A 23,217-nucleotide genomic window follows, 5' to 3' on the forward strand; every position below is an offset into this window, starting at 1 on the left:
TGTCAACGCGTGGGACACTATTTCTCGTGAGTACCCATCAGCTTCCCGACCGAACGTGGCATCAGAGCCCGCAGCCGCGTCCGCGGACGTTCGCCCAGTCGACCAAGCTGCAGGACGTCCTGTACGAGATCCGCGGGCCGGTACACGAGCAGGCCTCCCGGCTGGAGTCCGAGGGCCACCGCATCCTCAAGCTCAACATCGGCAACCCCGCCCCGTTCGGGTTCGAGGCCCCCGATGTGATCATGCGCGACATCATCGCCGCCCTGCCCACCGCGCAGGGCTATTCGGATTCCAAGGGCATCATCCCGGCCCGCCGCGCGGTCTTCACCCGCTACGAACTGGTCGACGGCTTTCCCAAGTTCGACGTCGACGATGTCTTCCTCGGCAACGGTGTCTCCGAGCTCATCACGATGACGTTGCAGGCGTTGCTCGATAATGGTGACCAGGTGCTCATCCCGGCGCCGGACTACCCGCTGTGGACCGCCTCGACCGCGTTGGCCGGCGGCACCCCGGTGCACTACCTGTGTGACGAGACCCAGGGCTGGAACCCCGATATCGCCGACCTGGAATCCAAGATCACCGAGCGGACCAAGGCGCTGGTGGTGATCAACCCGAACAACCCGACCGGTGCGGTGTACAGCCGCGAAATCCTGGAGCAGATGGTCGAACTCGCCCGCAAGCATCAGCTGCTGCTGCTGGCCGACGAGATCTACGACAAGATCCTCTACGACGACGCCAAGCACATCAGCCTGGCCACCCTGGCGCCGGATCTGTTGTGCCTCACCTTCAACGGGCTCTCCAAGGCCTACCGAGTGGCCGGCTACCGGTCGGGCTGGCTGGTGATCACCGGCCCCAAAGAGCACGCGAGCAGCTTCATCGAGGGCATCAACCTGCTGGCCAATATGCGGCTGTGCCCCAATGTGCCTGCCCAGCACGCCATTCAGGTTGCCCTTGGCGGCCATCAGAGCATCGACGATCTGGTGCTGCCCGGCGGCCGACTGCTCGAGCAGCGCGATGTCGCGGTCGAGAAGCTGAATTCGATTCCCGGAGTGTCCTGTGTGAAACCCCAGGGTGCGCTGTACGCATTCCCGCGGCTGGACCCCGAGGTCTACGACATCCACGATGACGAGCAACTGGTGCTCGACCTGCTGTTGCAGGAGAAGATCCTGGTCACCCAGGGCACCGGATTCAACTGGCCCACACCGGATCATCTGCGTATCGTGACGCTGCCGTGGGCGCGGGATCTGGCCAACGCCATCGAGCGGCTCGGCAACTTCCTGGTCAGCTACCGGCAGTAGCAGGCACACCGCCTACGCTGTTGCGGGTGGCCCACTCCCATTCACACTCGCATTCGCTGAGCGGCCCCTCGCCGTTGGGCCCGCTGGCCGCACGGATCGTCGTCGGTCTGCTGGTCGCGATCGCCATCGCCACCCTGATCGGGGTGGGCTGGCTGTGGCCCAGTCAGGAGAAGCTGGACATCCCACTGCCGTTCCAGAACTCCGCGGGCGGCGGTGTCAGCACCGAGGCGGGCCGGGTGGTGTCGGTCTCGGAGGCAGCCTGCGGTGGGCCGACGGTCGGTGCGGTCATCACCTCCGCACCGCCGCCCAGCACGGGTGACACGTATTGCACCCAGTCGTTCATCCGGATCGGTTCCGGCCCCAACGAGGGCGCCTACACACTGCTGGAGTTCAGCGGCGGGCCGGGACAACCGCAGCTCGTCATCGGTGACGATATCCGCATCACCCGCGCGGTCGACCCGAGCGGCACCACCATCTACTCGTTCTACGACTACGAGCGCAGCTGGACGCTCACCGCACTGGCGGCGGCCTTCGCCATCGTCGTCGTGGCCGTCGCCGGCTGGCGTGGCCTGCGCGCCCTGATCGGTATCGCCGTCGCCTTCGCGGTGCTGGTGCTGTTCATGCTGCCCGCGCTGCGCGACGGGGCGAATGCCATTCCGGTGGCGCTGGTGGCGTCGTCACTGATCCTCTATGCCGTGCTCTACCTCGCGCACGGGGTGAGCCTGCGTACCAGCGCGGCACTGCTGGGCACGTTGACATCGTTGCTGTTGGCCACGGCGCTGTCCTGGGGTGCCATCGAACTCACCCACCTCACCGGGCTTTCGGAGGAGGAGAACAACGCGGTCGCGACGTTCCTCGGCGGGGTGTCGATCACCGGCCTGCTGCTGGCCGGTTTCATCATCGGTTCCCTCGGCGTCCTCAACGATGTCACCGTCACCCAGGCCTCGACGGCCTTCGAGCTGGCACAGCACAGTCATTCGCGGCGGGCGGTGTTCTTCGGCGCCATGCGGGTCGGCCGCGACCACATCGCCAGTACGGTCTACACGCTGGTGCTCGCCTACGCGGGCAGCGCGTTACCGCTGCTGCTGTTGTTCAGCGTGGCCAATCGCTCGCTCGGCGATGTCCTGACCGGGGAGAGCGTGGCCATCGAGATCGCCCGCTCGGCCGTCGGCGGTATCGCCCTTGCCCTTTCGGTTCCGTTGACGACGGCCATCGCAGCGGTACTGGCGACGCCTAACGCTGCAGCAGCTCCAAAAGATAGTTCCCGTAACCCGACTTGAGCAGGGTCTGGGCGTGGGCGGCAAGTTGCTCGTCGTCGATGAAGCCCACCCGCCAGGCCACCTCTTCGGGAGCACTGATCTTCAGCCCCTGGCGTTGTTCGATGGTCCGCACGAAATCGCTTGCGTCCAGCAGGGAATCGAAGGTCCCGGTATCCAGCCACGCGGTGCCGCGGGCCAGTACCTCGACCGAGAGTCGGCCCTGGCGCAGGTAGGTCTGGTTGATATCGGTGATCTCGTACTCGCCGCGCGCGGATTTGCGCAGCCCACGGGCGATCTCGACGACATCGTTGTCGTAGAAGTACAACCCGGGAACCGCGTGATGCGATTTCGGCTTGTCGGGTTTCTCCTCCAGGGATATCGCCCGGCCGTCGGCATCGAACTCGACCACCCCGTAGGCCGACGGGTTGGCCACCCAGTACGCGAAAATGGCTCCGCCGCTGACATTCTGGAATCGGCGCAATCCCGTTCCCAGCCCGGGTCCGTAGAAGATGTTGTCGCCCAATACCAATGCCACCGAATCACTGCCGATATGGTCGGCACCGATCACGAAGGCCTGCGCGAGGCCTTCCGGTGTGTCCTGTACCGCGTAGGTCAGATTGATGCCCCACTGCGAGCCGTCGCCGAGCAGCCGGTGAAAGCCCGGTGCGTCGTGGCCGGTGGTGATGATCAGGATGTCCCGGATACCCGCCATCATCAAGGTGCTCAGCGGGTAGTAGATCATCGGCTTGTCGTACACGGGCAGCAGCTGCTTGCTGGTGCCCCGGGTGATGGGGTGTAGACGTGTCCCGGTCCCCCCGGCCAGGATGATGCCGCGCATCTAGGCGTCGAGGTCTTTTTCGGTGAGGCCGGTGGCCGCCAGCGCCGCGTCGAGACTCTCGTGCAGGAACAACGAGGTGACCTGGTCGTGCACCACCCGGAACGCCGAGGCGGCGGGGGCCCCGTTGACGGTCTGTTCGGCGACGACGACCCCGTCGTGCACATAGAGCCTGCCCACCTCGGCCGTGACGTCCTCCTGCGCCCAGTCCAGCAAGGCCTGGTGTCCTTGGGCGGCGCGGTCGGCGGTCGCGATCTCGATATCGTCGCTGGACAGCTTCACCAGCGTGTCGTAGTCACGGGCGTTGAGGGCGTCATGCCATGCCAGGACGGTCGCGATCTCCGAGGTGCTCATGGGCTCAACCTTAGAACGGCGTGCCCGCCAACCACGCGTCCCATACCTCCGCGTCCCCCAGGACCTCGACACCGGCCTCGGCCGCGGTGCGCCTGCGGGTGATGGCCAGCAGCAGATCGACCGCCCGCCCACGCACGGCGACGTCGCTCTTGCCGTGCGCATACGTCCAGGACAGCCCCTCCTCGTCGTGCACGACGCTCCACTCCCCGGTCGGCCCGAGGCCGTCATCGGTGGCGTGCAGGTGCAACGACTGACCCCGCGCGATCGGCTTGTACTGGGCGACAGACAGGTCCAGCCATTCGCTGACGCCGTCGGCTGCCAGATCCGGGGGTAGGTCGAACTCGCGTCCGAGCGCCAGCAACGCGTCGGCACGGTGCACGGTCTGCTCGTGCACGCGGCGGCGGATCCACCAGCCGGGAATGTGCGGGCCGCCGAAGGTCCACACTTTGATGTTCGACCCGGCCTGCTCGACGGCGTCGACCAACCCCTGAGCACCCTCGTTGAGCCAGTCGATGGCCGCGTCCAAGTCCTCGGGCGGTTTGCCGTTGCGGACCTCGCGTGGGTCCAGCGCCTCGGTGCGCCGATCGGTGATGATCTGTGTGCACCAACGGTTTCCGCGACCGACATGACGGAACAGCTGTTTGAGCGTCCACTCACCGCAGGTCGGTACCGGCGTCGCCGGGTCCGCATCGCGGATCAGTTCGCCGAAGTCTCTGGTTTGTTCGAGCAGGGCGGCTCGGAAGTCCATGCTTACGACGGTAGCGCGGCGCGGGTGTCGCCGAGGGCGATTGGCAGGGTGGCCCAGCCGCGCAGCACCCGGGTTTCGCGACGCGTTCCGGCCCCGGCGAGCGCGGCGTGGGGGAAGCGCTCGAAGAATGTCCGCAGCCCGACCTCACCCTCCGCCCTGGCCAGCGCGGCACCCAGGCAGAAGTGCCTGCCGCCGGAGAACGACAGATGCTTCCCGGCATTCGACCGCTCGATGTCGAAGCGGTGCGGGTCGTCGAAGACGTTCGGGTCACGGTTGGCGCCGGCGATGTAGACCAGCACCCCTTCCCCGGCGCGCACGCGGGTACCTGCCAGGTCCAGGTCCTTGGTGGCGATGCGCGCCGAGAGCTGCACCGGGGATTCCAGGCGCAGGATCTCCTCGACGGCGATCGGCCACAGCTCGGGCCGTTCGGCGAGTGTGTGCAGGTGTTCGGGGTGTTGCAGCAGCAGTCTGATGCCGTTGCCCAGCAGATTGACGGTGGTCTCGAACCCGGCGGCGAGCACCAGACCGGCGGTGGCCACCAGTTCCTGTTCGGTCAGCGGACCGTCCTCGGATGCCTCGGAGGCGGTGATGATCTGGCTCATCAGATCGTCACCGGGGTTGCGGCGCAACTGCCGCAGATGCCCGACCAGCCAATCGTTGAAACCCTGGACCGCCGCGCTGACCTCTTGGTACTGCGGCCAGGTCAGGCCGATGTCCAGGCTGGCTGCGCCGTGCTCACCGAATTCCAGGACGCGGGCCCGGTCGTGCTCGGGGACGCCGAGGATGTCACCGATGACGGTCACCGGCAACTGCCCGCAATACCGCGCCACGATGTCGACTGTGCCGGTCTCGGCCGTGAGGTCATCCAGCAGCCGGTTGGCGGTGTCCTGCACCCGATCTCGCAGCGCCGCCACAGCCCGGGTGGTGAACACCGAGGACACCAGCTTGCGGTAGCGGGTGTGCTGCGGCGCCTCGACCGAGAGCATCGACGGCGGCTGGAGTGGGTGCAGCACATCGGGTTTGGTGCGGTCGATGACCCATTGCAGTGGCCCGGGCAGATTCGACCCGAGCGCCAGGACGCGGAAGTCCTCCGAGCGCAGGACATCGCTGCAGACCTTGTGGTCGACCGACAGGTACACCACCCGACCCTTGACCAGCGGTCCCTGCGCACGCAGTTCCTCGGTGAACGGGACCGGGTCGGCACGGATTGCGGGATCGGCGATCAACCGGCCCTGCGGATCGCCCCGGCGGGCGAACAGGGTCGAGATCCCACGGACGAATCCGTGCATGGCCATCCAGTGGATACGTTCACGCATTGTCGCCATCATCACCCCTAACCGAATCGCGGTTCGGTACTGTATTCGCAGCCTACCGAATTACAATTCGGTGTGGCAAGGATCCGGATACCAGCAGCACAGCGACGTGCGCGCATCCTCGACGCGGCCGTCGAGACCTTCGCCGAGCATGGCTTCGCCGAGGCCAAGATGCAGGACATCGCCAGCCTGGCCGGGGTGGTTCCTTCCGTTCTCTACGACCACTTCGGGTCCAAGCGCGAACTACATCTCGCCGTCATCGAGGAGCACGCCACCCAGCTGCGGGAGCATTCACTGCGCCGCGTCGAGGGCGCCACCCCGGAAGAGATGGTGCGCGCCAGCATCTCCAACTACTTCGAGTTCGTCGAGGCCGATCCGTTCATGTGGCGATTCCTGCACCGCGACCCGCCCGCCGACTCCGAGACCGCCAAGGTGGTCGAGGAGATCATCGGCCGCGGGACCGCCGCCATCGCCGATCTGATCCGTCTCGGCGCCGGGGAGACCACATCCGTGCGCGGCATCACAGTCGACGATTCGGCGTGGATCCTGGCTCGGGCCACCCAATCTGCCTGCGATGGGGTCGCCACCTGGTGGTATGAGAACCGCGACGTACCGCGCGAGCGCGTCGTCGAGTTGGTGTTCATGTTGCTCTGGCAGGGCTTCGACGGGATGTTGCGCAACGGCGTCACCGGCCAACAACAGCTCTGACGACTATCGTGGCGGTTCGACCACTCGCGCAGGAGGCGGAACGCTCATATCCCACGGACCCCGGCCCAGGACACCACGACGGTCGCGGCGCGCCATTCACTGGATCGCCGCGCTGGGGGCTGCGGTCATGGTGGCGGGGTGTGGACAGGCCATCCCGGTAGCCGCCCCGCCGGTCTCGACCGCCGCGGTGTCGAGCACTCCGGACTGGTGCCCGAGCATCCTGCACCATGTCACCGAGTGCGGGGTCATCCAGCGCCCCCTGCTCGACGGCGCACCCGAACTGGGCACCATCGACGTCGGCTATGCCCTCGTACGCCACAGCGGTGACAATCCCGAACCGGCGGGCACGATCATGCCCAACCCGGGCGGCCCCGGCGTCCCGGTGATCGCGTGGGGTCCCGATGTCGCCGCGCTGACCCCGGGTGTCCTCGAGGATTACGACGTGCTGTTGATCGATCCGCGCGGGATCGGTGAATCCTCGCCGATGGACTGCGCGGTCGACGGTTTCGCCTTCGCGATCGGCACCCGGTCCGACCAGCGCGACGCCGTCGCCCAGTGCGCCGACCATCTCGGCCCTCGCGCCGGCGCCTACACGTCCGCGGCCACCGCCGATGATTTCGATGCCGTGCGCGATCATCTCGGCATCGACAAGGTGATCGCCTACGGCGCCTCCTATGGCACCTATCTGATGACGGTGTACGCCCAGCGCCATCCCGATCACGTGCAATCCATCGTCCTGGCGGGTGCCTATCCGCTGCACTTCGACCCGCTGCAGCGGCCCAACGCCGAGGCGGTCGACCTGGCGTTGCACCGGATCTGCGATCGCAGCGGCGCCTGCGACGGCAACGTCGCGGTGGCCGATCTACGGATGGTGACCGCCGCACTGCGCGAGTCCCCGATCACCGTCGACGACGCCTTGGTGACCGAGGGCGAGTTCGCCAACCTCGTCTTCGAGGGAGCCACCAGCGGGGTGGGCGCCGATCCCGACGAGACGACGGTGCTGGGCGAATTACCTGCGGCACTGCACCGTTACGTCAATGGTGACGATCAAGCTCTGCGCGATCTGATCGCCGAGCTCGGCGTGCCCGGCTATACCCCGGTGGGTGACGACCTGTACATCGCCATCTCGTGCAACGACTATCTACCGCTGTGGTCCACGAAATCCGATGCGGCGGAACGGGAGAACCAGTTCGAGAGCGCCGTGCAGGGGGCCGGTGATCTCGGCTCGTTCAGCGCTCAGGGCTTCGCCGAGGCGCAGCATGACGGCGGGGACATCTGCATCAAATGGCCGGCGGCGGCACATCAGAAGCGTCCCGACCAGGTCCACACTCCACTGCCGGACGTGCCGGTGCTGGTGCTGTCCGGCGACCTGGACGCCGTTACGCCCGATGCCAACGGCCTGCTGACCGCCCGTCAGTTCCCGCATTCGACGTTCGTGACGGTGCCCAATGTCGGACACACCCCCGACAGCGAGCCCAGCGGGTGCGTCGCCGACATCATCGACCGCTTCGTGCGCTCCGGGTCGACCGGACCACTGGACTGCCTGGACGCCATTCCGCCGATCCAAGTCCAACCCGTGACCGACTGACCGGGCTCAGCTGCAGAAGATCAGGAAGCAGTTGCTCCCCGGTGCGGCCGGGCCGCCGGGCCCACCCGGGCCGGACTGGCTGCCCGGACCTGAACTACCGCGACCAGAATCGCCGCGGCCCGAATCACCTCGGCCGTAACCGGATTCACCACGCGGTCCGCCCGAGCCGGGGCCAGCCCCACTCGGGCCGGCACTGGGCGAGCCACCGTTTCCGCCGCCGGGCCACTGCGGGAGCTGCGGCCACTGTGGTGGCTGCGGCTGCTGGGGTTGCGGCTGGGGACGCGTCGGTTGGGGTTGCGGCTGGGTCTGCTGCGGCGGTGTCCAATCCGGCCAGCCGGAGTCGTCATCGTCGTAGTAGTCGGGACGCTGCGGCTGCTGTTCCCACGGCGGCGTCCATACCGGCCACTGCGGGCGCGGCAGCACGATCACCGGCGGCGGCAGCACCACCGGCGGGATGAACGCGGGTGCGGGCGCCGGGGCCGGGGCGGCAGGCGCGGGGGCCGGCGGCGGGGCGGCAGGCGCGGGTGCCGGGGCCGGAGCCTGCGGGGCGGGCGCCTCTACGTAGACCTGGCGCGGCGCGGGCGCCTGCTGCACCACGGGGATCGGGGCCTTGATCGTCTGGGCGACCTCGGGCGCCGGCGGCGGGGCGGGCTGGACCGGCAGCGCTTCTGGTGCCGGCGCCGGGGCCTGCATGCTGGGCGCCACCGCGGCCCGTGCGGGTGCGGGACGTTCGTCGGCAGTCGGGCGGATGCTCACGGCCAGCGAGATGGCCAGGGCCACCACGCCGACGACGAAGATCGATGCCATGGCGCTGCCGATCAGCAGGAACGGTTTGCGTTCCTCGTCGGCGGGCAGCTCGGCATCCAGTCCGGACAGGTCATCGGGGATCTCGGCGTAATTGGGGACCGCGCTGACCGCCAGCTGGGTGTCGGCGGTGTGCAGCGCCGAACCCGCGGTCGGGCCGTCGGGGTCCAGTGAGTACGCCAGCCCGACCGTCGAGGCCTCGTACATCGGTGCGGCGGCCGAGGCCAGGGCGGCACCGCGGGCCAGGGCGAGTCCGGATTCCTCGGGTGCGCTGACCGGGATGTCGACCAGATCGGCCAGATGTTCCTTGACCGCGGCGACGTCGATGCCCGAGCCCACCACGAACATGCCCTCGGGCGCGGTGTCCTGGCTCGCCACCGCGGCGGCCATATCGCCGAGGACGGCCATCGCGTCGGTGCTGTGCAGGCTGCGGCTGAGCACCTTGACCACCGAGCCGTCGTCACCGCGGACAACCGACAGCGTGGCGGTGTCGCGGTCGAGGAACAGCAACGCAGTGGAGGCGTAGCCGACCGCGCGGCCGGCGGCCTGGGCCAGCGCGCCGGCGGCGTGCAATTCGGACACCAGCATCACGTCGGTGAGTCCGCGCGCAGCCAATGCGTCACGCAGGACGGCGGCCTCGGTGTGGTCGGTCCAGGTGACGCCGATCGATTTAAGATGATGTCCGCCGGCTTCGGCGCTCTCCTGCGTGCCGAGCACGGCCTCGACCACCTGCTCGGCCGCGCTGGGCGTTGCTGCGCCCGCCGCGGCGCTGACGTCGAATACGTCGTGATCGACGGTCGCGCCGTCGCCCTTCTCCCCTTCGACCAGCACCATCCGCACTGTCGTAGGTGTCAGGGACACACCGAGTACGATGTCCACTTACCCCTCCAAAGTGTTTGCTACATCGCGCGTTTTGCCGCAACCGAAACGTCGACACAAACCGGCAACTAGTTGTTCATCGCCACGAGCAGCACCGTCGTTACATCCGGCGGCGTTAGCTAGCGCATGAAACAAACCCTACGCGGGTTCAGCGCTGAGGGAAGTTCAGATACGAGCGCGACGGCGTCGGTCCGCGCTGTCCCTGGTACTTGGAACCGGCCTTGCTGCTGCCGTACGGATGCTCGGCGGGGCTGGTCAGCCGCAGCAGGCACAGCTGGCCGATCTTCATGCCCGGCCACAGCGTGATGGGCAGGTTCGCGACGTTGGAAAGCTCCAGGGTGATGTGCCCGGTGAAGCCCGGGTCGATGAACCCGGCGGTGGAGTGGGTCAGCAGACCCAGGCGACCCAGCGAGGACTTACCCTCCAGGCGTCCGGCCAGGTCATCGGGCAGGGTGCAGCGCTCCAGGGTCGCCCCGAGCACGAACTCGCCCGGGTGCAGGACGAAGGGTTCGCCCTCCTTGGGTTCCACCAGCGTGGTCAGGTCGTCCTGGCGCAGCGCCGGGTCGATGTGGGTGTAGCGGGTGTTGTTGAACACCCGGAACAGACTGTCCAGGCGGACGTCGATGCTGGAGGGCTGGATCAGATCGTCGTCATGCGGGTCCAGCGCCAGCCGGCCCGCGGCGATCTCGGCGCGGATATCGCGATCGGAGAGCAGCACGCGGTGAGCCTAACCGCCGCGGGTCAGGGGCAGGCGGCTGGCGCGTCCGCGCGGACGGGTTGGTCGGCGGGCAGCGTGTAGGTGACCACGGCATTGGCATCGTGCGGGCTGTCGTTGCGCACGACATGCGGGACGCCGGCCGGGATGACGATGGCCTGGCCGGCCAGGTACGGGGTCGGGGCGCACTGGTCGGCGGTCTGCAGTGTGACGGTCCCGCCGGTGATGACGGTGTGCTCGACGCCGGGGTGGGTGTGCCAACCGCTGCTGGCCGGCGGGTGCAACAGGAGTTCCTGGACGTAGAGGGTGGTCGGGCCCGTCGTCTGGATCTGCACCGGCTGGTCGCCGGTCCCGGTGGCCAGCTCGGTCCGCTCGATATCACCGTCGGGCGGAGTGGCCGCGGCGACCGGTGCGACGGCGATGCTCAGGCTCAGCGCGGCGGCCGAAGCGGCGGCAAGGCGTTTCATGGATCCCCCAGCTCGTGAATCGGTATGGCCTGGGTGCTAGCCTTCCTGATCAAACAGGCCGATGTAGTTCAATGGCAGAACATCAGCTTCCCAAGCTGAATACGCGGGTTCGATTCCCGTCATCGGCTCCACACACGGTGAGCAGTAACGCCGGAGCGAGAAACTACTTCAGGCTGTCGATTCTCGTCCGCAGCATCTCGGCGAGACGCTCGGTCTCCCGGTCGCCGAAACCGATCTGCTCGCATCGCTCCGGCCACGGGTCTGCGGCGTCGACGACTGCGTCGATCATCCTGGAGACCGCGCGTTGCCGCAGCCCGAGACGCTCCCCCGCGTCGATGAAATGGGCGCGGTTCAGCTTATTGGCACGGCCGTACAGATTGAGCGCCATCGGGTCTTTCCAGCCCGCGTACGGCTGGGTGCACAGCAGGTCGTAGGCAGGAGTCGGTTGCCATATTCCGTTCGGATTGTAGATCGAGAGGTTCTTGCCATGCAGATCGCCATTGCCGATAAGCCAGGAAAAGACAACGGTTTTGAGCAACTCGGCGACTGCCGCCACTCTGGAACCGCCGCCGCGCGCACACGCCTCGGCGAGTTCGGTGATGGCGGCCTCGGTTTTGATGCGGTACTTCGAGGCGGGGTAGACATTCGCGACCTGGCACGCATCCTCCTGGGCAAGCCGGACGGAGCCTTCGCGATCGAATCGGGTTATCAGCAAGGCGCTTTGCCCCTGGGCGTCGTGCAGCACCGAGGTCTTGGCGACTCGCAGGCCGCACTCCGCGGCCATCGTCATGAAGAAGTGCTCGTTCTCGACAATCAGCGGATACTGCGCCGGACTGAGCTTCAGGATCGCCGGCCCCGACGCCGTCTGCGTGGGCGTCGACAACATACCGGCGCTGACCTTGGGTTGAACACCCGCCAGACCCACCGGGTCAGCCTCCACAGAACCGGACATCTTTGCGAAAACGGCACGGAAGTCGGTGTCACGCTGGGGGTCGAACAGGGGCAAGGGCCGGATCGGATCCGCCCCGGCGGGGAACACCTGGACGTTGCCGATCGTGTCGGCTCCGATGGCAAGCAGCAAGGTGAGGTGATCATCGGCAGAGGTTTTGGTCGACGAGGTCACCACACCCAGCCGGACGCCCTCGGGGAGTAGCCCCGCGAAGAACGCGGGAACAGACCCACCGGTGGTGATCACCGGGTACTCGCCGGAACGTAGCAGCGACCAGGAAACCGACCGGTCACGGACCCGACCGTCGAGGGCTCCCTCATCGAGGTAAGCGAAGCTGATGCCGTCCCCGCCTTGTCGCACCAATTGGGCGGCAAGGCTGTCGCCGATATAGACATCCGCCGAGTCGATCTCGCGCAAGTCGAGAGGCAGCGGGTCGGTCATTCCGTCGTCGCGTTCACATCGACGTGGAGCCCCAGCGCATCGGCAATGTCGACAACAGACCCGAAGCTGACCGATCCGCTCCCGCGCTCAAGTGACTGAACAGTCGAGCGGGACACCCCGGCCAAATCGGCCAACGTTTGTTGCGTGAGTCGCAGTGCGATCCGCCGATCGGCGAAGGCGGCGCCCATGCGTGCGATTTCAGGCATAGCGTCATCGCGTTGCGACTTTCGCCGCCTGGGACCCACCATCGCACTCCTTATGCTTCCAATTTCACGCGTAAGCCCATCGTCGGTTATCGCCCGCACCGCTGTCAACCCTTACGCATGCAATTTCAAGCATTGGGCTACGGATTAGTGGCAATCCACCACTAGAACACCATTATGCTTGATATACCATGCTTAAGCGGCGCGCATTCCCCGGCGGCCGGTCACCGCGGCAACACATGCGGATTCAATATCCCCGCCGGATCGAAGGCGGCTCGGATCCGCTTCATCGTGTCGATATCGTTCGCGCTGCGCCCCAGCTCTATCCACGCCGCCTTCGCATGCCCGATACCGTGTTCGGCGCTGATACTGCCCTGGTGGTCAGCCACCAGCCGCAACACGAAATCGGTGATGGCGTCCTGCTTTTCGGCCGGCACGTCCAGCACGTTGACGTGAACATTGCCGTCGGCGATATGCCCGAAACAGATCGCGCGGACGTCGGGGTGCTCGGCCCGCAGCCGGGAATCCAGCGTGGTGAAGAAGTCCGCGAGGACTCGCAGCGGCACGGATACATCCAATTTGACTGCCGGCGTGCGTGATTCCGCCGAGATGGACTCGGTATGCCGCTCGCGGTATTGCCACAACTTGCGCGCGGGGCCCGCCTCCAACGTGGCGTCCAAAACAGTGTCGGTGAACAGCGCCGATAACGCGTTCTCCGCCTCGCCCGCACCCGGAACCTCCAGCAGCAGATAGATCGGCGCGTCGTCACCGAACGGCGCGCGCAGTCCGGTGTGCCTGCACACCAGATCGACTCCCGCCGCGGTCATGAACTCCGCGGCCTCCAGCCGCAGGCCCCGGCGCTGCACCCGGTCCAACAACACCAGCGCCGCGTCCACCGATGGCACAGCCACCAGCGCCACCACCGTGTGCGGTGCGGGCACCACCAGCCGCATCAGCACCCGGGTGATGACGGCGAGCGTGCCCTCCGATCCGGCCAGCAGACCGGGCAGGTCATAGCCGACGTTGTCCTTGGTCAGCTCCTTCCATCGGGTCACGACGCACCCGTCGGGGCGGACCGCCTCGATACCGAGCAGCTGAGCGCGGGTGGCGCCGTTCTTGATAACGCGCACCCCGCCGGCATTGGTGCCCACGATGCCGCCGAGGGTGGCCGAATCGCGCGAGGCGAGGTCCACACCGAGATCGAGGCCGAGCTCACGGGCCGCCTGCTGGGCCCGCGCCACGGTCACCCCGGCACCCGCAGCCAGCGTGCGGCCGACAGGATCGACATGCTCGATCTCGTCGAGACGTCGCGTGCTCAACACGAGTTCGCCGCACATCGGCACCGACCCACCGACCAGACCGGTGTTACCGCCCTGGGGTACCACCGGCACGTCGCGCGCCTGGCAGACGGCAAGGACGGCGGCCACTTCCGCGGTGTCGGCCGGCCGTACCACGACATCGGTGTGCCCCTGGAATCTCCCCGTCCAATCGGTCCGATAACCGGCGATCGTCTCGGGATCGGTGAGGACGTGCGCGCGCCCGACGATGTCGATGAGTGCGCCGACGATCTCGGCGGCTGTGCCCCTCTCGCTCATAGCGTTCCGGCTGTCGCACGCACTCCGGCAAGGACGATCGCGGTCACCCGGCGGGCGTCGTTCCTGGTGAATGGGCGGGCGCCACGGCTGGCGAACAGTTGCACGGGCCCTGAGAGCATGGCGGCGAGCAGCGCGAGGTCGGCCGCGGGTAGTTCACCGCGATCCACCGACGCCTGCAACCGGTCCTTCACCATCTCCACACGACGGTCGAATACCTCGTCCACGACGGCCCGCAGCTCGGGGTTGTCCCGCGCTGCGGTCACGATGTTCAGTATCGCCCGCCCGCGCGGACTTTCGGTGGCAATGGCAAGCGCCTCAAGAAAATCCGTGAGGTCCGCGGCCAGGTCACCCGAATCGCATAGGGGCGCCACATCGTCGCCGAAGCTGACCAGCGAGTCGGTGATCAGCGTCGCTCGATCAGGCCAATTCCGGTACACGGTCGTCTTGTTGACCCCGGCGCGCTCGGCGATCTGCTCGTAGCTCAAGCCCCCGACGCCGTCTCGGGCAATGAGTTCGACGACAACCTCGATGATCTGCCGGCGAACCCGGGCCGAACGCCCACCCGGACGCCGGCCAGGTCCGGCATTGTCTTCCACCTTCGACACCCTAGAGCGGCTGGGCCGCGCGCAGCCGGGTGTTGCGCGCCTCGATGGCCTGCCACGTGGCGGGGAGCACGATATCGGCCCCGACGCAGGCGAATTCCTGCGCCGCGGCCACTTCCGGACGCATCCGCTGCTCGTAGCTGCTGAACACCTCGTCGAGATCAGTGCAGCGGCGCAACTCTTCGGTCAGCGTCCACGCCCCGCGCAGCGCCAGCGAGGTGCCCCGCCCGGCCATCGGCGTCGCGCAATGCGCGGCATCACCGATGAGGACGACCCGGCCGCGGTGCCAGCACTGCATCTTTATCTGGGCGAGTGCGTCGAAGTAGAGCTCGGGATCGCGTTGCGCCGCGTCGATCAGCTCCGGCACTTTCCAGTCGTCGACACCGGCGAAGGCGTCGGCCAGGATGCGCTTCTGCGCGTCGATGTCGTGATAGTCGTAGTCCAACGGCTCGGATCGAAACTCGAACAGCGCCAATGCCTTATCTCGGTAGCGGGCTACGCCGGCCATCAGCCCCGGCAGGTTCAGCACCTCGGAGGTGCGGTTGCCCGACCTCGATTGCTCTGGCGCCTCGGCAATCGCGACATACATGCCGAGATGCTCGGTGAATTGATGCTCCGGACCGAATACCAGCCTGCGCACCGCCGAGTGCACCCCGTCGGCGCCGACGACGAAGTCGTAGACGCCGTGGCGACCGGAAGCCAAGCCGACCGACACCCGTTCGCCATCATCGTCCAGGCGCGTGACGGACTCCCGGAATCGCAGGTCCACCGTCGCAGGCAGGGCCGCGCGCAGGATGTTCATCAGATCCTCGCGAGGGATCTCGACGTCCTCGGGTGACTCGTCGATCTCGTCGCGCACCAGGGTGGCGACGGCCGCACCGGACCGGTCGACAAACGCCGTCTGCTCGGTCATCGTGATGCGATGTGCATGCACGGCATCGAGAATGCCCATGCTGCGCGCAGTGTCGAGAGCAGCACCGCGCACGTCGATCGGCGAGCCGTTGACCCGCAGATGACCGGCCCGCTCGATCACCTCGACATCGTGGCCGGCCCGCGCCAGATCTATCCCCGCGCTCAGACCGGCCACGCCGGCCCCGCTCACCAAAATGCGCATCGCCAACCCCTTCGAACAGCAGGGCACCCACTATAGCAACTTTTTGTTGCTTTAGTGGGTGCCCGGTACGTCAGGGTGCGCCCAGTCCTCCCCCGTACAACGGTGTGCTGACGCTGGTCCCGCCCTCGTCCACCATCGGCCCGCCGCGGTACTCCTGCAGGTACTCCGCATGCCAGCGCGGCCAATCCAGATAACAGTCCCCGGCAACCGCCCGATAGCGCCGGTACTGCCCCCGCGCGGTCCGCAACGAGCGGCGCGCCTCCCGCGCCGCCCGCATCGCCGCATGCTTGGCCGTGCGCTCCTGGGCCGCGCTCAGTGGCACCGGAGGGTCGCTGAAGATCCGCCGATCGAACATGTCGTTCAGTCTATTGAGCCGGCGCGGACCCGACGGCAGCCTCGATATTGCGCGGATGGTGACAGGCCGCCGCGTGCGCCGGCTCCCGCTCGAGCAACGCCGGTTCCTGGTCGGCACAGATATCGGTCGCCCACCTGCACCGGGTGCGGAAGCGGCATCCCGACGGCGGATCGATCGGGCTGGGCACATCACCGTCGAGGATCAGGCGCTCGCGCGCGGCGTTGCGGCGAGGGTCGGGGATCGGGACCGCAGACAGCAGCGCCCCCGAGTACGGATGGAACGGATGGTCGTAAAGCTCGCTGGCCGGACCTGTTTCGACGATCTTGCCCAGGTACATCACCGCCACCCGGTCCGATACGTGCCGCACGACGCCGAGATCATGCGCCACGAACAGATACGACAAACCGAACTCGTCCTGCAGATCCTCGAAAAGGTTGATGATCTGGGCCTGCACCGACACATCGAGCGCGGAAACCGGCTCATCGGCGATGATCAGCTTGGGCCGCAGGGCCAGCGCGCGGGCGATCCCGATGCGTTGCCGCTGACCGCCGGAGAACTCATGCGGGAACCGGTTGTAATGCTCGGGCGCCAAACCCACGCGGTCCAGCAGGTCCTGCACCTGGCGCTTCACCTCGCCGCCGCTGGCCAGCCCGTGCAACTCGATCGGATCCCCGATGATCTGACCGATCCGCTTACGCGGGTTGAGCGAGGCATACGGGTCCTGGAACACCATCTGGATATCCCGGCGGATCGGCCGCAGATCCCGGCGGGACCGGCCGACCAGTTCCTGCCCTCGGAAGCGCACCGATCCCGAGGTGGGCGCCGTCAGCTGCAGGACCAGCCGGCACAGCGTCGACTTCCCACAACCGGACTCGCCGACCAGGCCCAAGGTTTCGCCTTCGCGCAGGGTCAAGCTCACCCCGTCGACGGCCCGCACCCGCGCCACCTCACGCTCGATGATCGCGCCGGCCTTGATCGGGAAATGCTTGACCAGATCGGTGACCTCCAGCAGCGGCTCGCCCCGACTCACAGTGCCACCGGCTTACCTAATCCGATGCGCCCGTCGACAAGCCGCAGGGCGGTCTTCTGTTCCGGTTCCAGCCAACACCGGTCCCGGTGCCCGGCCGCGCTGTCATCGAGAGTCAGTGCGGGCAGCTGTGCACAGGCATCAAAGACGTGCGGGCAGCGCGGTGCGAACCGGCACCCCGACGGTGGTGACAACAAAGACGGCGGGGCGCCGCCGATATGCGGCAACCGCGAATGCTGCGGCGCATCAAGCGGTGTGAGTGAACCGAAAAGCCCCCAGGTGTAGGGATGTCGCGGATCGTAGAAGATGTCGTCGACCCCGGCATCCTCGACCACCTGCCCGGCGTACATCACCAGCACCCGGTCCGCGACCTCGGCCACCACGCCGAGATCATGGGTGATCAGCACCACCGCCAGCCCACGTTCGGCGTTCAATTGGGCGAGCAGGCACAGTATCTGGGCCTGGATCGTGACGTCCAGCGCAGTCGTCGGTTCGTCGGCGATCAACACCTCCGGCTCCAGCGACAGCGCCATGGCGATCATGACGCGCTGCCGCATGCCCCCGGAGAACTCGTGCGGGTAATCCTTCACGCGGCGTTCGGGATTGGGGATGCCGACGGTGCGCAGCAGTTCGATCGCCCGGTCGCGTGCTTCGGCACGGGAGACCGTGCGGTGCGCCCGGATCATCTCGATGATCTGGTCCCCCACCCGGTACACCGGATTCAGCGATGTCATCGGGTCCTGGAACACCATGGCGATGTGTTCGCCTCGCACGCCCTGTAATTCCCGGTCGTCCAGTTGGGTCAGGTCGCGCCCGCCGAACCGGACCGCTCCACCGATGGTGGCGTTCGGCGCACGGGTCAGTCCGATCACGGTCTGCGCCGTGACACTCTTACCGGAGCCGGACTCCCCGACGATGGCCAGCACCTCACCGGCTTCCAGGGCGAAGGACACCCCGTCGACCGCGCCCACCACACCGTCCTGGGTGGCGAAGCTGACCCGCAGGTCCTCGACTTCGAGTATCGGACTCATACCGGTGCCGCCTCTCCGAGCCGGATCCGTGGATCGAGGAATGCGTAGGCCACGTCGACCAGGGTGTTGAACAGCACGATGAAGAACGCGCCGAACATCGTGACCCCGATCAGCGGCGGCAGGTCCAGCGTGCCGATCGCCTGTCCGGCATACAGTCCGACACCGTTGAGGTTGAACACCGTCTCGGTCAGGATGGCCCCGCCCCCTACGACGACACCGAAGTCCAGCCCGAACAGCGTGACGATGGGGATCATCGAGTTGCGCAGCACATGCTTGATGCGGATCTGCCGTTCGCTGATGCCCTTCGCGCGCGCCGTGCGCACATGGTCTTCGTTCATCACGTCGAGCATGTTGGACCGCAGCACCCGACTGTAGAAACCGACGTAGAGCACGGCCAGCGTCAGCCAGGGCAAGATCAGGTGATACGCCCAATCGAGTGGGTCCTTGGTCAGTGGGACGTAACTACTGGTCGGGAACAGTTCGGCCTTGAAGCTCAAGTAGTACAACAGGATCGCGGCCAGCCAGAACACCGGCATCGATATCCCGACCAGCGACAGCACGGTCAGCGCGCGGTCGGTGAACTTGCCGGCGTGCACGGCGCTGAGATAGCCGAACCAGATCGCCAGCGCCATCCACAGCACCGCGGCGCCGATGCACAGCGACAGTGTCGCGGGCAGTCCCTTCCATATCTGCTCGACCACATTCTGCGAGCTGGCATACGAGGTCAACTGGCCGGTGAAGATCTGCTTCATCATCGTCAGGTACTGCACGTAGAGCGGCTGATCGAGTCCCAGATCGGCGCTGACCCTGGCGATCAGTTCCGGATCGGCGTTCTTCCCGGCGATGCGGGCCGCCGGATCCGAATTGGGAATCACGTTGAAGATCAAGAACACCAGTACCGATATCGCGAACAGCACACCGACCATGCCGACGAGCCGTCGCACCACGAAACGCAGCATCTCAGTGCTCCAACCGGATCTTGGCGCGCGGATCGAGGGCATCGCGTAGCCCGTCGCCGAACACGTTGAGCGACAACACCGTCAAGACGATCATCAGACCGGGCACGATGGTCAGGTGCGGGGCGGTGTAGATCGTCTGGTAGCCGTCGGCGATCATCGTGCCCCAGGAGGCGTTGGGCGCTCGCACACCCGCGCCCAGGAACGACAACGCCGACTCCAGCAGCATGTTGTTGGCGATGTTGAGGGTGAAGAACACGATGATGGTCGACACGACATTGGGCAGCAGCTCGCTGACCATGATGCGCACCGGGCCCTTCCCCTGCGCGACCGCCGCCTCGACGAATTCCTTCTCCCGCAGCGCGAGGATCTCACCGCGGATCGGACGTGCCATATAGGGCACGTACACCAGCCCGATGATCATGATCGGGATCCACAGCGAGTCCCCGGCGATCTGGAATGCGCCGATCTTCAAGCCGCCCAAGGCCAGTGCGGTGCCCAGAGCGATGCCCAACAGCAGCACGGGAAACGCCCACACCACGTCCATCACCCGCGACAGCGTCGCGTCGATCCATCCGCGGTAGTAGCCGCACAGCAACCCGACCAGGACGGCCAGCACCGTGGTGATGGCCGCCGCTGCGACACCGATGAAGATCGAGGTCCGTCCGCCGTACATGAGCCGCACCATCACATCGCGACCGTTCTGGTCGGCACCCAGCAGGTACCTGCCGTGCAGGCCGGGACCGATCGGCGTGCCGTCCGGGGAAACCACATCGACATCGCGACCGTCGATCTGCACGGTATCGGTGATGTGATTCTCGTTCGGCCCGGTGTGGGCGATGTGATCGGCCCACAGCGGGGCCGCCAGACAGAACAGCACGATCAGTACGAACAACGCCCCGAAGGCAAGGCTGATCCTGTTGCGCCGCAGCCGGAGCCCGGCCAGATACCACGGGCTGCGCCCACGGATCTGCTCGGCGGGAACACCGGGAGGAAGAACGGGTTCCCCCGGTGCCTCCACCGCATCGGACGGGGTGGTCATACCTACTTCAGCGCCAGGGCCGACCAGTCCTGGTTGAACAGGAGATGGTGGTAGGCCTTGTCGAAGTCGATGCGGTCGGAGACGAACGTGGTGAACTGCTCGTTACCGTAGGGCGCCCAGGCCGCCTCCTCCATATAGGCCTTGTCCAGCGCGGCGTACTGCGCCTCGGTGTCACCCTCGGTGAGTTGCTTGGTCAGCAGTTCGTCCATCTTCGCGTCCAGTTCGGGATAGGACGCCCGGGAGAAGTTGTTGCCATTGGTCGGCAGGATCGCCGCACTGTTGAGCAACGGCCGGAAGAAGTCGTCCGGGTGCGGGAAATCCTGGAACCAGTTGCCGAAACCGGTGTCCAGATCGGGCGTCGACTGATTACCGATCGTGGTGAAGTAGACATCACCGGCGATCACCTTCAGCGTCGCGTTGAAGCCGAGCTGGTTGAGCACGTCGTGGTAGTACTCGCCGATCCGTTTGCGGTCGGGCTCGTCATTTGTCCACACCGTGATATCGCGATCGGTGGGATTCGCCTCGGCCAGAAGCGCTCTGGCCTTGTCCATATCTGGCCCGGGATACAGCTTGTACTCCTCATAACCCGGCATACCCGGCGGCAGGATCTGCTGCGTCGGGTGCAGGCGCCCGCCGAAGACGCGGTTGAGCGCCTCGGGGTCGATGGCGTAGTTGACCGCCTGGCGCACGCGCACATCGTTGAACGGCGCGGTCTGGTTGTTCATCCAGAAGTAGTAGGTGTTGATCGACTCCTCCAGCCGGAACCGTTCGCCGAAGCGGGTTTTCACCTCCTGCAGGCGGTCGGCATCGGGTGGGTCGACCATGAAGTCGATGGTGTTCTGCTCGACGCCGGTGACCTGCGCGGTGTTGCTCTTGTTCTGGGTCACGATGATCTTGTCGACCTGGGCATCGGCGACCCCGGTGGCACCGGCGTCGCGGACGGTCGAGAAGTTGGGGTTGCGCTCCATGGTGAGCGTCTGGGGCGCCTCGACCTTGGTGATCATGAACGGACCACTGGAGGGCGGCGGGCTGTTCGTGGCGTCATCGGACAGCGGGGTGCTCGGTGGCACCGGTGCGGCGAACGGCAGGCCGAGCACGTTCTCGAAGGTGCCGTTGGCGGCGTCGAGGGTGATGGTGATGTCGCCGGTCGCGTCGTCGGTGACGATGCCGCTGATGGTGTCGGCTGTGCCGTCGGCGTACTGCGGGGCGCCGACGATGCCGCTGTAGAACACAGAACCACCGCTGTCGGCCTTGAACAACCGCTGGATGGCATAGGTGAAGTCCGATGCCTTGATATCGGTGCCGTCGGAGTACTTCATCCCCGACCGCAGCTTCAGCTTGTAGGTCTTGCCGTCATCGGAGATCTCGGGCATATCGGTGGCCAGGCCCGGGACGATCTCGGTGCCGTCCTCCCCTTTTGCGTGCTTGTAGGTCAGCAGCGGGGTGTAGGTGTTGTAGAGCACCTCCCACCCCTCCAGCGTGTAGGACAGTTGCGGGTCGATGTAGTCCGGGAACGACGTCATCGAGATGTTGATCTCGCCTCCACCCGATCCTTCGGACCCCTCGCTGCCGCACGCCGCGACGCCGAATACGGCCACCGCCGACGTGCAGGACAACACCGTCATCTTGCGCAGCGCATTGCGCAGCTTGCTCATCTGGCTCCCTAGGTTCAGCGGCACGGGTGAATCCGTCCACGTTTACGCTTCTCGAGCGACCCGGGTAGCCATCTTGGACCCAAATCTGAGATCGCGCACGGTGAACGGCGTAAATATTCTCGCCGTGAACACATTTGACAGGAAACATTCCTGAAACGTGGGCCCGTGACCAGCACGTCGCGATGTGCGTGTACGACGGAGAAGAACGGCAATCCACCCCGCAGCGATCACGACACCGGAACGCATCCAGTGCAGAAGGAGCAGCCCATGACCGAACAGGCGAAGGCGCTCGTCGCCGATTCGACCGGCGACGAGACCGTGCTGCAGGTCCGTTCGATCCCGATATCGGATCTGGGCGAGGGCGATGTCCTGATCGAGGTGTCGTGGTCGAGCGTCAACTTCAAGGATGCGTTGGCCGCCAGTAAGGACGGCAAGGTCGCCCGCATCGACCCGCTCATCCCGGGGATCGACCTGGCCGGCACCGTCGTCGACCCGGGAAGCTCCGGACTGGACACGGGCGCCGAGGTGCTCGTGCACGGCTACGACCTCGGCGTCGCACATCACGGTGGATTCAGTGAGTACGCCCGGGTCCCCGCCGACTGGGTGGTGCCACTGCCCGACGGATTGAGCATGCGGGAGGCCATGATCGTGGGCACCGCGGGATTCACCGCCGCCCTCAGCGTGATCGCCTTGGAGGAGCGCGGTTTGACCACCACCGATGACGGACCGGTGCTGGTCACCGGCGCCACGGGTGGTGTGGGCAGTATCGCGGTGTCCATCCTTGCCGCGCGCGGCTTCTCGGTCACCGCGGTGACCGGCAAATCCGATGCCGGCGACTGGCTGCGCACACTGGGTGCGGCCGAGGTGGTGGACCGCGCGGCTCTCGGCGATCCGGCACGGCCATTGCAGAAGGAGCGATGGACCGCCGCGGTCGACTGCGTCGGCGGCGAGACGCTGGCCGCCGTGCTGGCCTCGTTGCGCTACGGCGCCGCCGTGGCCGCCTCGGGCAATACCGGCGGAGTAGCTTTGTCCACCACCGTTTTCCCCTTCATCTTGCGCGGAATCGCGCTCCTGGGAGTCGATTCGGTGCAATGCCCGATAGCTCGCCGGCGTGACGTGTGGGCCAGACTCGGGCGCGACCTACGCCCACCGCTGCTGGAGGAGCTGGTGGCCGGCGAGGTCGGTCTCGACGAGGTGCCGGCGGCATTGGAGCGAATCCGTGGCGGCGGTAACCGAGGACGGACCTTGGTGCGCGTGCGCAACCATTAAAGTCCGCTAC

23 protein-coding genes and 1 tRNA gene are annotated in these 23,217 nt (G+C 66.6%); 6 read left to right on the forward strand and 18 right to left on the reverse strand.

From position 1 onward, the window contains the following. The first annotated feature begins 26 nt into the window (after positions 1–26). Positions 27–1,298, forward strand: coding sequence for a pyridoxal phosphate-dependent aminotransferase (locus IC40_RS0122770; RefSeq protein ID WP_372493983.1), 1,272 nt, complete (start codon positions 27–29; stop codon positions 1,296–1,298). Positions 1,299–1,324: 26 nt separating this feature from the next. After that, a complete protein-coding gene (locus tag IC40_RS0122775) occupies positions 1,325–2,578 on the forward strand; it encodes a YibE/F family protein (protein ID WP_030136979.1) in 1,254 nt (417 codons plus the stop codon). Here the strand turns inward: IC40_RS0122775 and rfbA are convergent. From rfbA to IC40_RS0122795, 4 genes are read right to left on the reverse strand one after another with little or no spacing between them, the layout of a single operon-like run. Continuing rightward, a complete protein-coding gene (gene rfbA / locus IC40_RS0122780; RefSeq protein WP_030136980.1) occupies positions 2,532–3,395 on the reverse strand; it encodes a glucose-1-phosphate thymidylyltransferase RfbA in 864 nt (287 codons plus the stop codon). The genes IC40_RS0122775 and rfbA overlap by 47 nt on opposite strands. Beyond that, the gene (locus tag IC40_RS0122785; protein WP_019512863.1) at positions 3,396–3,746 is read right to left on the reverse strand and encodes a nuclear transport factor 2 family protein; all 351 of its coding nucleotides are present in this window, start codon (positions 3,744–3,746) and stop codon (positions 3,396–3,398) included. A gap of 10 nt (positions 3,747–3,756) precedes the next feature. Further along, positions 3,757–4,494 carry a maleylpyruvate isomerase family mycothiol-dependent enzyme gene (locus IC40_RS0122790; RefSeq protein ID WP_030136981.1) on the reverse strand — a complete coding sequence of 246 codons (738 nt, stop codon included), beginning with the start codon at positions 4,492–4,494 and terminating at the stop codon, positions 3,757–3,759. A gap of 2 nt (positions 4,495–4,496) precedes the next feature. Then, a complete protein-coding gene (locus IC40_RS0122795; protein ID WP_030136982.1) occupies positions 4,497–5,810 on the reverse strand; it encodes a cytochrome P450 in 1,314 nt (437 codons plus the stop codon). Positions 5,811–5,882: 72 nt separating this feature from the next. On the opposite strand from IC40_RS0122795, the gene IC40_RS0122800 reads away from it, so the two are divergent. After that, the gene (locus IC40_RS0122800) at positions 5,883–6,515 is read left to right on the forward strand and encodes a TetR/AcrR family transcriptional regulator (RefSeq protein ID WP_030136983.1); all 633 of its coding nucleotides are present in this window, start codon (positions 5,883–5,885) and stop codon (positions 6,513–6,515) included. Between the two features lie 127 nt (positions 6,516–6,642). Beyond that, on the forward strand, positions 6,643–8,103 hold the full coding sequence (locus IC40_RS0122805) for an alpha/beta fold hydrolase (protein ID WP_030136984.1): 1,461 nt from the start codon (positions 6,643–6,645) through the stop codon (positions 8,101–8,103). A 6-nt stretch (positions 8,104–8,109) separates the two neighbouring features. Here the strand turns inward: IC40_RS0122805 and IC40_RS27920 are convergent, their stop codons facing one another. The 3 genes from IC40_RS27920 to IC40_RS0122820 all read right to left on the reverse strand — a co-directional run bounded on the left by IC40_RS27920 (position 8,110) and on the right by IC40_RS0122820 (position 10,968). After that, the gene (locus IC40_RS27920; RefSeq protein ID WP_030136985.1) at positions 8,110–9,786 is read right to left on the reverse strand and encodes a DUF7159 family protein; all 1,677 of its coding nucleotides are present in this window, start codon (positions 9,784–9,786) and stop codon (positions 8,110–8,112) included. Positions 9,787–9,934: 148 nt separating this feature from the next. After that, the gene (gene dcd, locus IC40_RS0122815; protein WP_030136986.1) at positions 9,935–10,504 is read right to left on the reverse strand and encodes a dCTP deaminase; all 570 of its coding nucleotides are present in this window, start codon (positions 10,502–10,504) and stop codon (positions 9,935–9,937) included. Between the two features lie 23 nt (positions 10,505–10,527). After that, on the reverse strand, positions 10,528–10,968 hold the full coding sequence (locus tag IC40_RS0122820) for a cupin domain-containing protein (protein WP_030136987.1): 441 nt from the start codon (positions 10,966–10,968) through the stop codon (positions 10,528–10,530). Between the two features lie 57 nt (positions 10,969–11,025). On the opposite strand from IC40_RS0122820, the gene IC40_RS0122825 reads away from it, so the two are divergent. Further along, positions 11,026–11,099: transfer RNA gene (locus IC40_RS0122825), tRNA-Gly, on the forward strand. Between the two features lie 32 nt (positions 11,100–11,131). Here IC40_RS0122825 and IC40_RS0122830 read toward each other — a convergent pair. The 11 genes from IC40_RS0122830 to IC40_RS0122880 form a co-directional block, all read right to left on the reverse strand. Continuing rightward, entirely contained in the window at positions 11,132–12,358 is a 1,227-nt protein-coding gene (locus IC40_RS0122830; RefSeq protein WP_030136988.1) for a type II toxin-antitoxin system HipA family toxin, read from the reverse strand. Then, on the reverse strand, positions 12,355–12,564 hold the full coding sequence (locus IC40_RS0122835) for a type II toxin-antitoxin system RelB family anti-toxin (RefSeq protein WP_030136989.1): 210 nt from the start codon (positions 12,562–12,564) through the stop codon (positions 12,355–12,357). The genes IC40_RS0122830 and IC40_RS0122835 overlap by 4 nt, the downstream gene beginning before the upstream one ends. A gap of 221 nt (positions 12,565–12,785) precedes the next feature. Then, entirely contained in the window at positions 12,786–14,156 is a 1,371-nt protein-coding gene (locus tag IC40_RS0122840) for an FAD-binding oxidoreductase (protein WP_030136990.1), read from the reverse strand. Beyond that, positions 14,153–14,752: a TetR/AcrR family transcriptional regulator gene (locus IC40_RS0122845; RefSeq protein ID WP_030136991.1), complete on the reverse strand. Its 600-nt coding sequence runs from the start codon at positions 14,750–14,752 to the stop codon at positions 14,153–14,155. Before IC40_RS0122845 ends, IC40_RS0122840 begins: the two co-directional genes overlap by 4 nt. Positions 14,753–14,762: 10 nt before the next feature. Beyond that, positions 14,763–15,872, reverse strand: a complete 1,110-nt coding sequence (locus IC40_RS0122850) for an FAD-dependent monooxygenase (RefSeq protein WP_030136992.1) — start codon at positions 15,870–15,872, stop codon at positions 14,763–14,765. Positions 15,873–15,942: 70 nt separating this feature from the next. After that, positions 15,943–16,227 carry a hypothetical protein gene (locus IC40_RS0122855; RefSeq protein WP_030136993.1) on the reverse strand — a complete coding sequence of 95 codons (285 nt, stop codon included), beginning with the start codon at positions 16,225–16,227 and terminating at the stop codon, positions 15,943–15,945. A gap of 10 nt (positions 16,228–16,237) precedes the next feature. Then, positions 16,238–17,257, reverse strand: coding sequence for an ABC transporter ATP-binding protein (locus IC40_RS0122860; protein ID WP_030136994.1), 1,020 nt, complete (start codon positions 17,255–17,257; stop codon positions 16,238–16,240). Then, positions 17,254–18,285: an ABC transporter ATP-binding protein gene (locus IC40_RS0122865; RefSeq protein WP_030136995.1), complete on the reverse strand. Its 1,032-nt coding sequence runs from the start codon at positions 18,283–18,285 to the stop codon at positions 17,254–17,256. Before IC40_RS0122865 ends, IC40_RS0122860 begins: the two co-directional genes overlap by 4 nt. Beyond that, entirely contained in the window at positions 18,282–19,244 is a 963-nt protein-coding gene (locus tag IC40_RS0122870; protein WP_019513413.1) for an ABC transporter permease, read from the reverse strand. The genes IC40_RS0122865 and IC40_RS0122870 overlap by 4 nt, the downstream gene beginning before the upstream one ends. Before the next feature lies 1 nt (position 19,245). Continuing rightward, positions 19,246–20,283 carry an ABC transporter permease gene (locus tag IC40_RS0122875; protein WP_042509580.1) on the reverse strand — a complete coding sequence of 346 codons (1,038 nt, stop codon included), beginning with the start codon at positions 20,281–20,283 and terminating at the stop codon, positions 19,246–19,248. Between the two features lie 2 nt (positions 20,284–20,285). Beyond that, positions 20,286–21,938 (reverse strand): ABC transporter substrate-binding protein, encoded by a 1,653-nt coding sequence (locus tag IC40_RS0122880; RefSeq protein ID WP_030136997.1) that lies wholly within the window; start codon positions 21,936–21,938, stop codon positions 20,286–20,288. A 267-nt stretch (positions 21,939–22,205) separates the two neighbouring features. Between IC40_RS0122880 and IC40_RS0122885 the strand changes: the two genes are divergently transcribed. Beyond that, complete coding sequence (locus IC40_RS0122885; protein WP_030136998.1) at positions 22,206–23,207, forward strand: acrylyl-CoA reductase family protein; 1,002 nt, start codon at positions 22,206–22,208, stop codon at positions 23,205–23,207. Positions 23,208–23,217 lie beyond the last annotated feature (10 nt).

It is taken from the genome of Mycolicibacterium neoaurum ATCC 25795, assembly GCF_000691525.1.
Lineage (GTDB): Bacteria > Actinomycetota > Actinomycetes > Mycobacteriales > Mycobacteriaceae > Mycobacterium > Mycobacterium neoaurum.

Bases quoted from the DNA above. Each gene is read 5' to 3' on its own strand.
- rfbA (WP_030136980.1), bottom strand. From the start codon at position 3,395: ATGCGCGGCATCATCCTGGCCGGGGGGACCGGGACACGTCTACACCCC.
- IC40_RS0122785 (WP_019512863.1), bottom strand. From the start codon at position 3,746: ATGAGCACCTCGGAGATCGCGACCGTCCTGGCATGGCATGACGCCCTC.
- IC40_RS0122790 (WP_030136981.1), bottom strand. From the start codon at position 4,494: ATGGACTTCCGAGCCGCCCTGCTCGAACAAACCAGAGACTTCGGCGAA.
- IC40_RS0122795 (WP_030136982.1), bottom strand. From the start codon at position 5,810: ATGCGTGAACGTATCCACTGGATGGCCATGCACGGATTCGTCCGTGGG.
- IC40_RS0122805 (WP_030136984.1), top strand. From the start codon at position 6,643: ATGGTGGCGGGGTGTGGACAGGCCATCCCGGTAGCCGCCCCGCCGGTC.
- IC40_RS0122820 (WP_030136987.1), bottom strand. From the start codon at position 10,968: ATGAAACGCCTTGCCGCCGCTTCGGCCGCCGCGCTGAGCCTGAGCATC.
- IC40_RS0122830 (WP_030136988.1), bottom strand. From the start codon at position 12,358: ATGACCGACCCGCTGCCTCTCGACTTGCGCGAGATCGACTCGGCGGAT.
- IC40_RS0122835 (WP_030136989.1), bottom strand. From the start codon at position 12,564: ATGCCTGAAATCGCACGCATGGGCGCCGCCTTCGCCGATCGGCGGATC.
- IC40_RS0122840 (WP_030136990.1), bottom strand. From the start codon at position 14,156: ATGAGCGAGAGGGGCACAGCCGCCGAGATCGTCGGCGCACTCATCGAC.
- IC40_RS0122850 (WP_030136992.1), bottom strand. From the start codon at position 15,872: ATGCGCATTTTGGTGAGCGGGGCCGGCGTGGCCGGTCTGAGCGCGGGG.
- IC40_RS0122855 (WP_030136993.1), bottom strand. From the start codon at position 16,227: ATGTTCGATCGGCGGATCTTCAGCGACCCTCCGGTGCCACTGAGCGCG.
- IC40_RS0122865 (WP_030136995.1), bottom strand. From the start codon at position 18,285: ATGAGTCCGATACTCGAAGTCGAGGACCTGCGGGTCAGCTTCGCCACC.
- IC40_RS0122870 (WP_019513413.1), bottom strand. From the start codon at position 19,244: ATGCTGCGTTTCGTGGTGCGACGGCTCGTCGGCATGGTCGGTGTGCTG.
- IC40_RS0122875 (WP_042509580.1), bottom strand. From the start codon at position 20,283: ATGACCACCCCGTCCGATGCGGTGGAGGCACCGGGGGAACCCGTTCTT.
- IC40_RS0122880 (WP_030136997.1), bottom strand. From the start codon at position 21,938: ATGAGCAAGCTGCGCAATGCGCTGCGCAAGATGACGGTGTTGTCCTGC.
- IC40_RS0122885 (WP_030136998.1), top strand. From the start codon at position 22,206: ATGACCGAACAGGCGAAGGCGCTCGTCGCCGATTCGACCGGCGACGAG.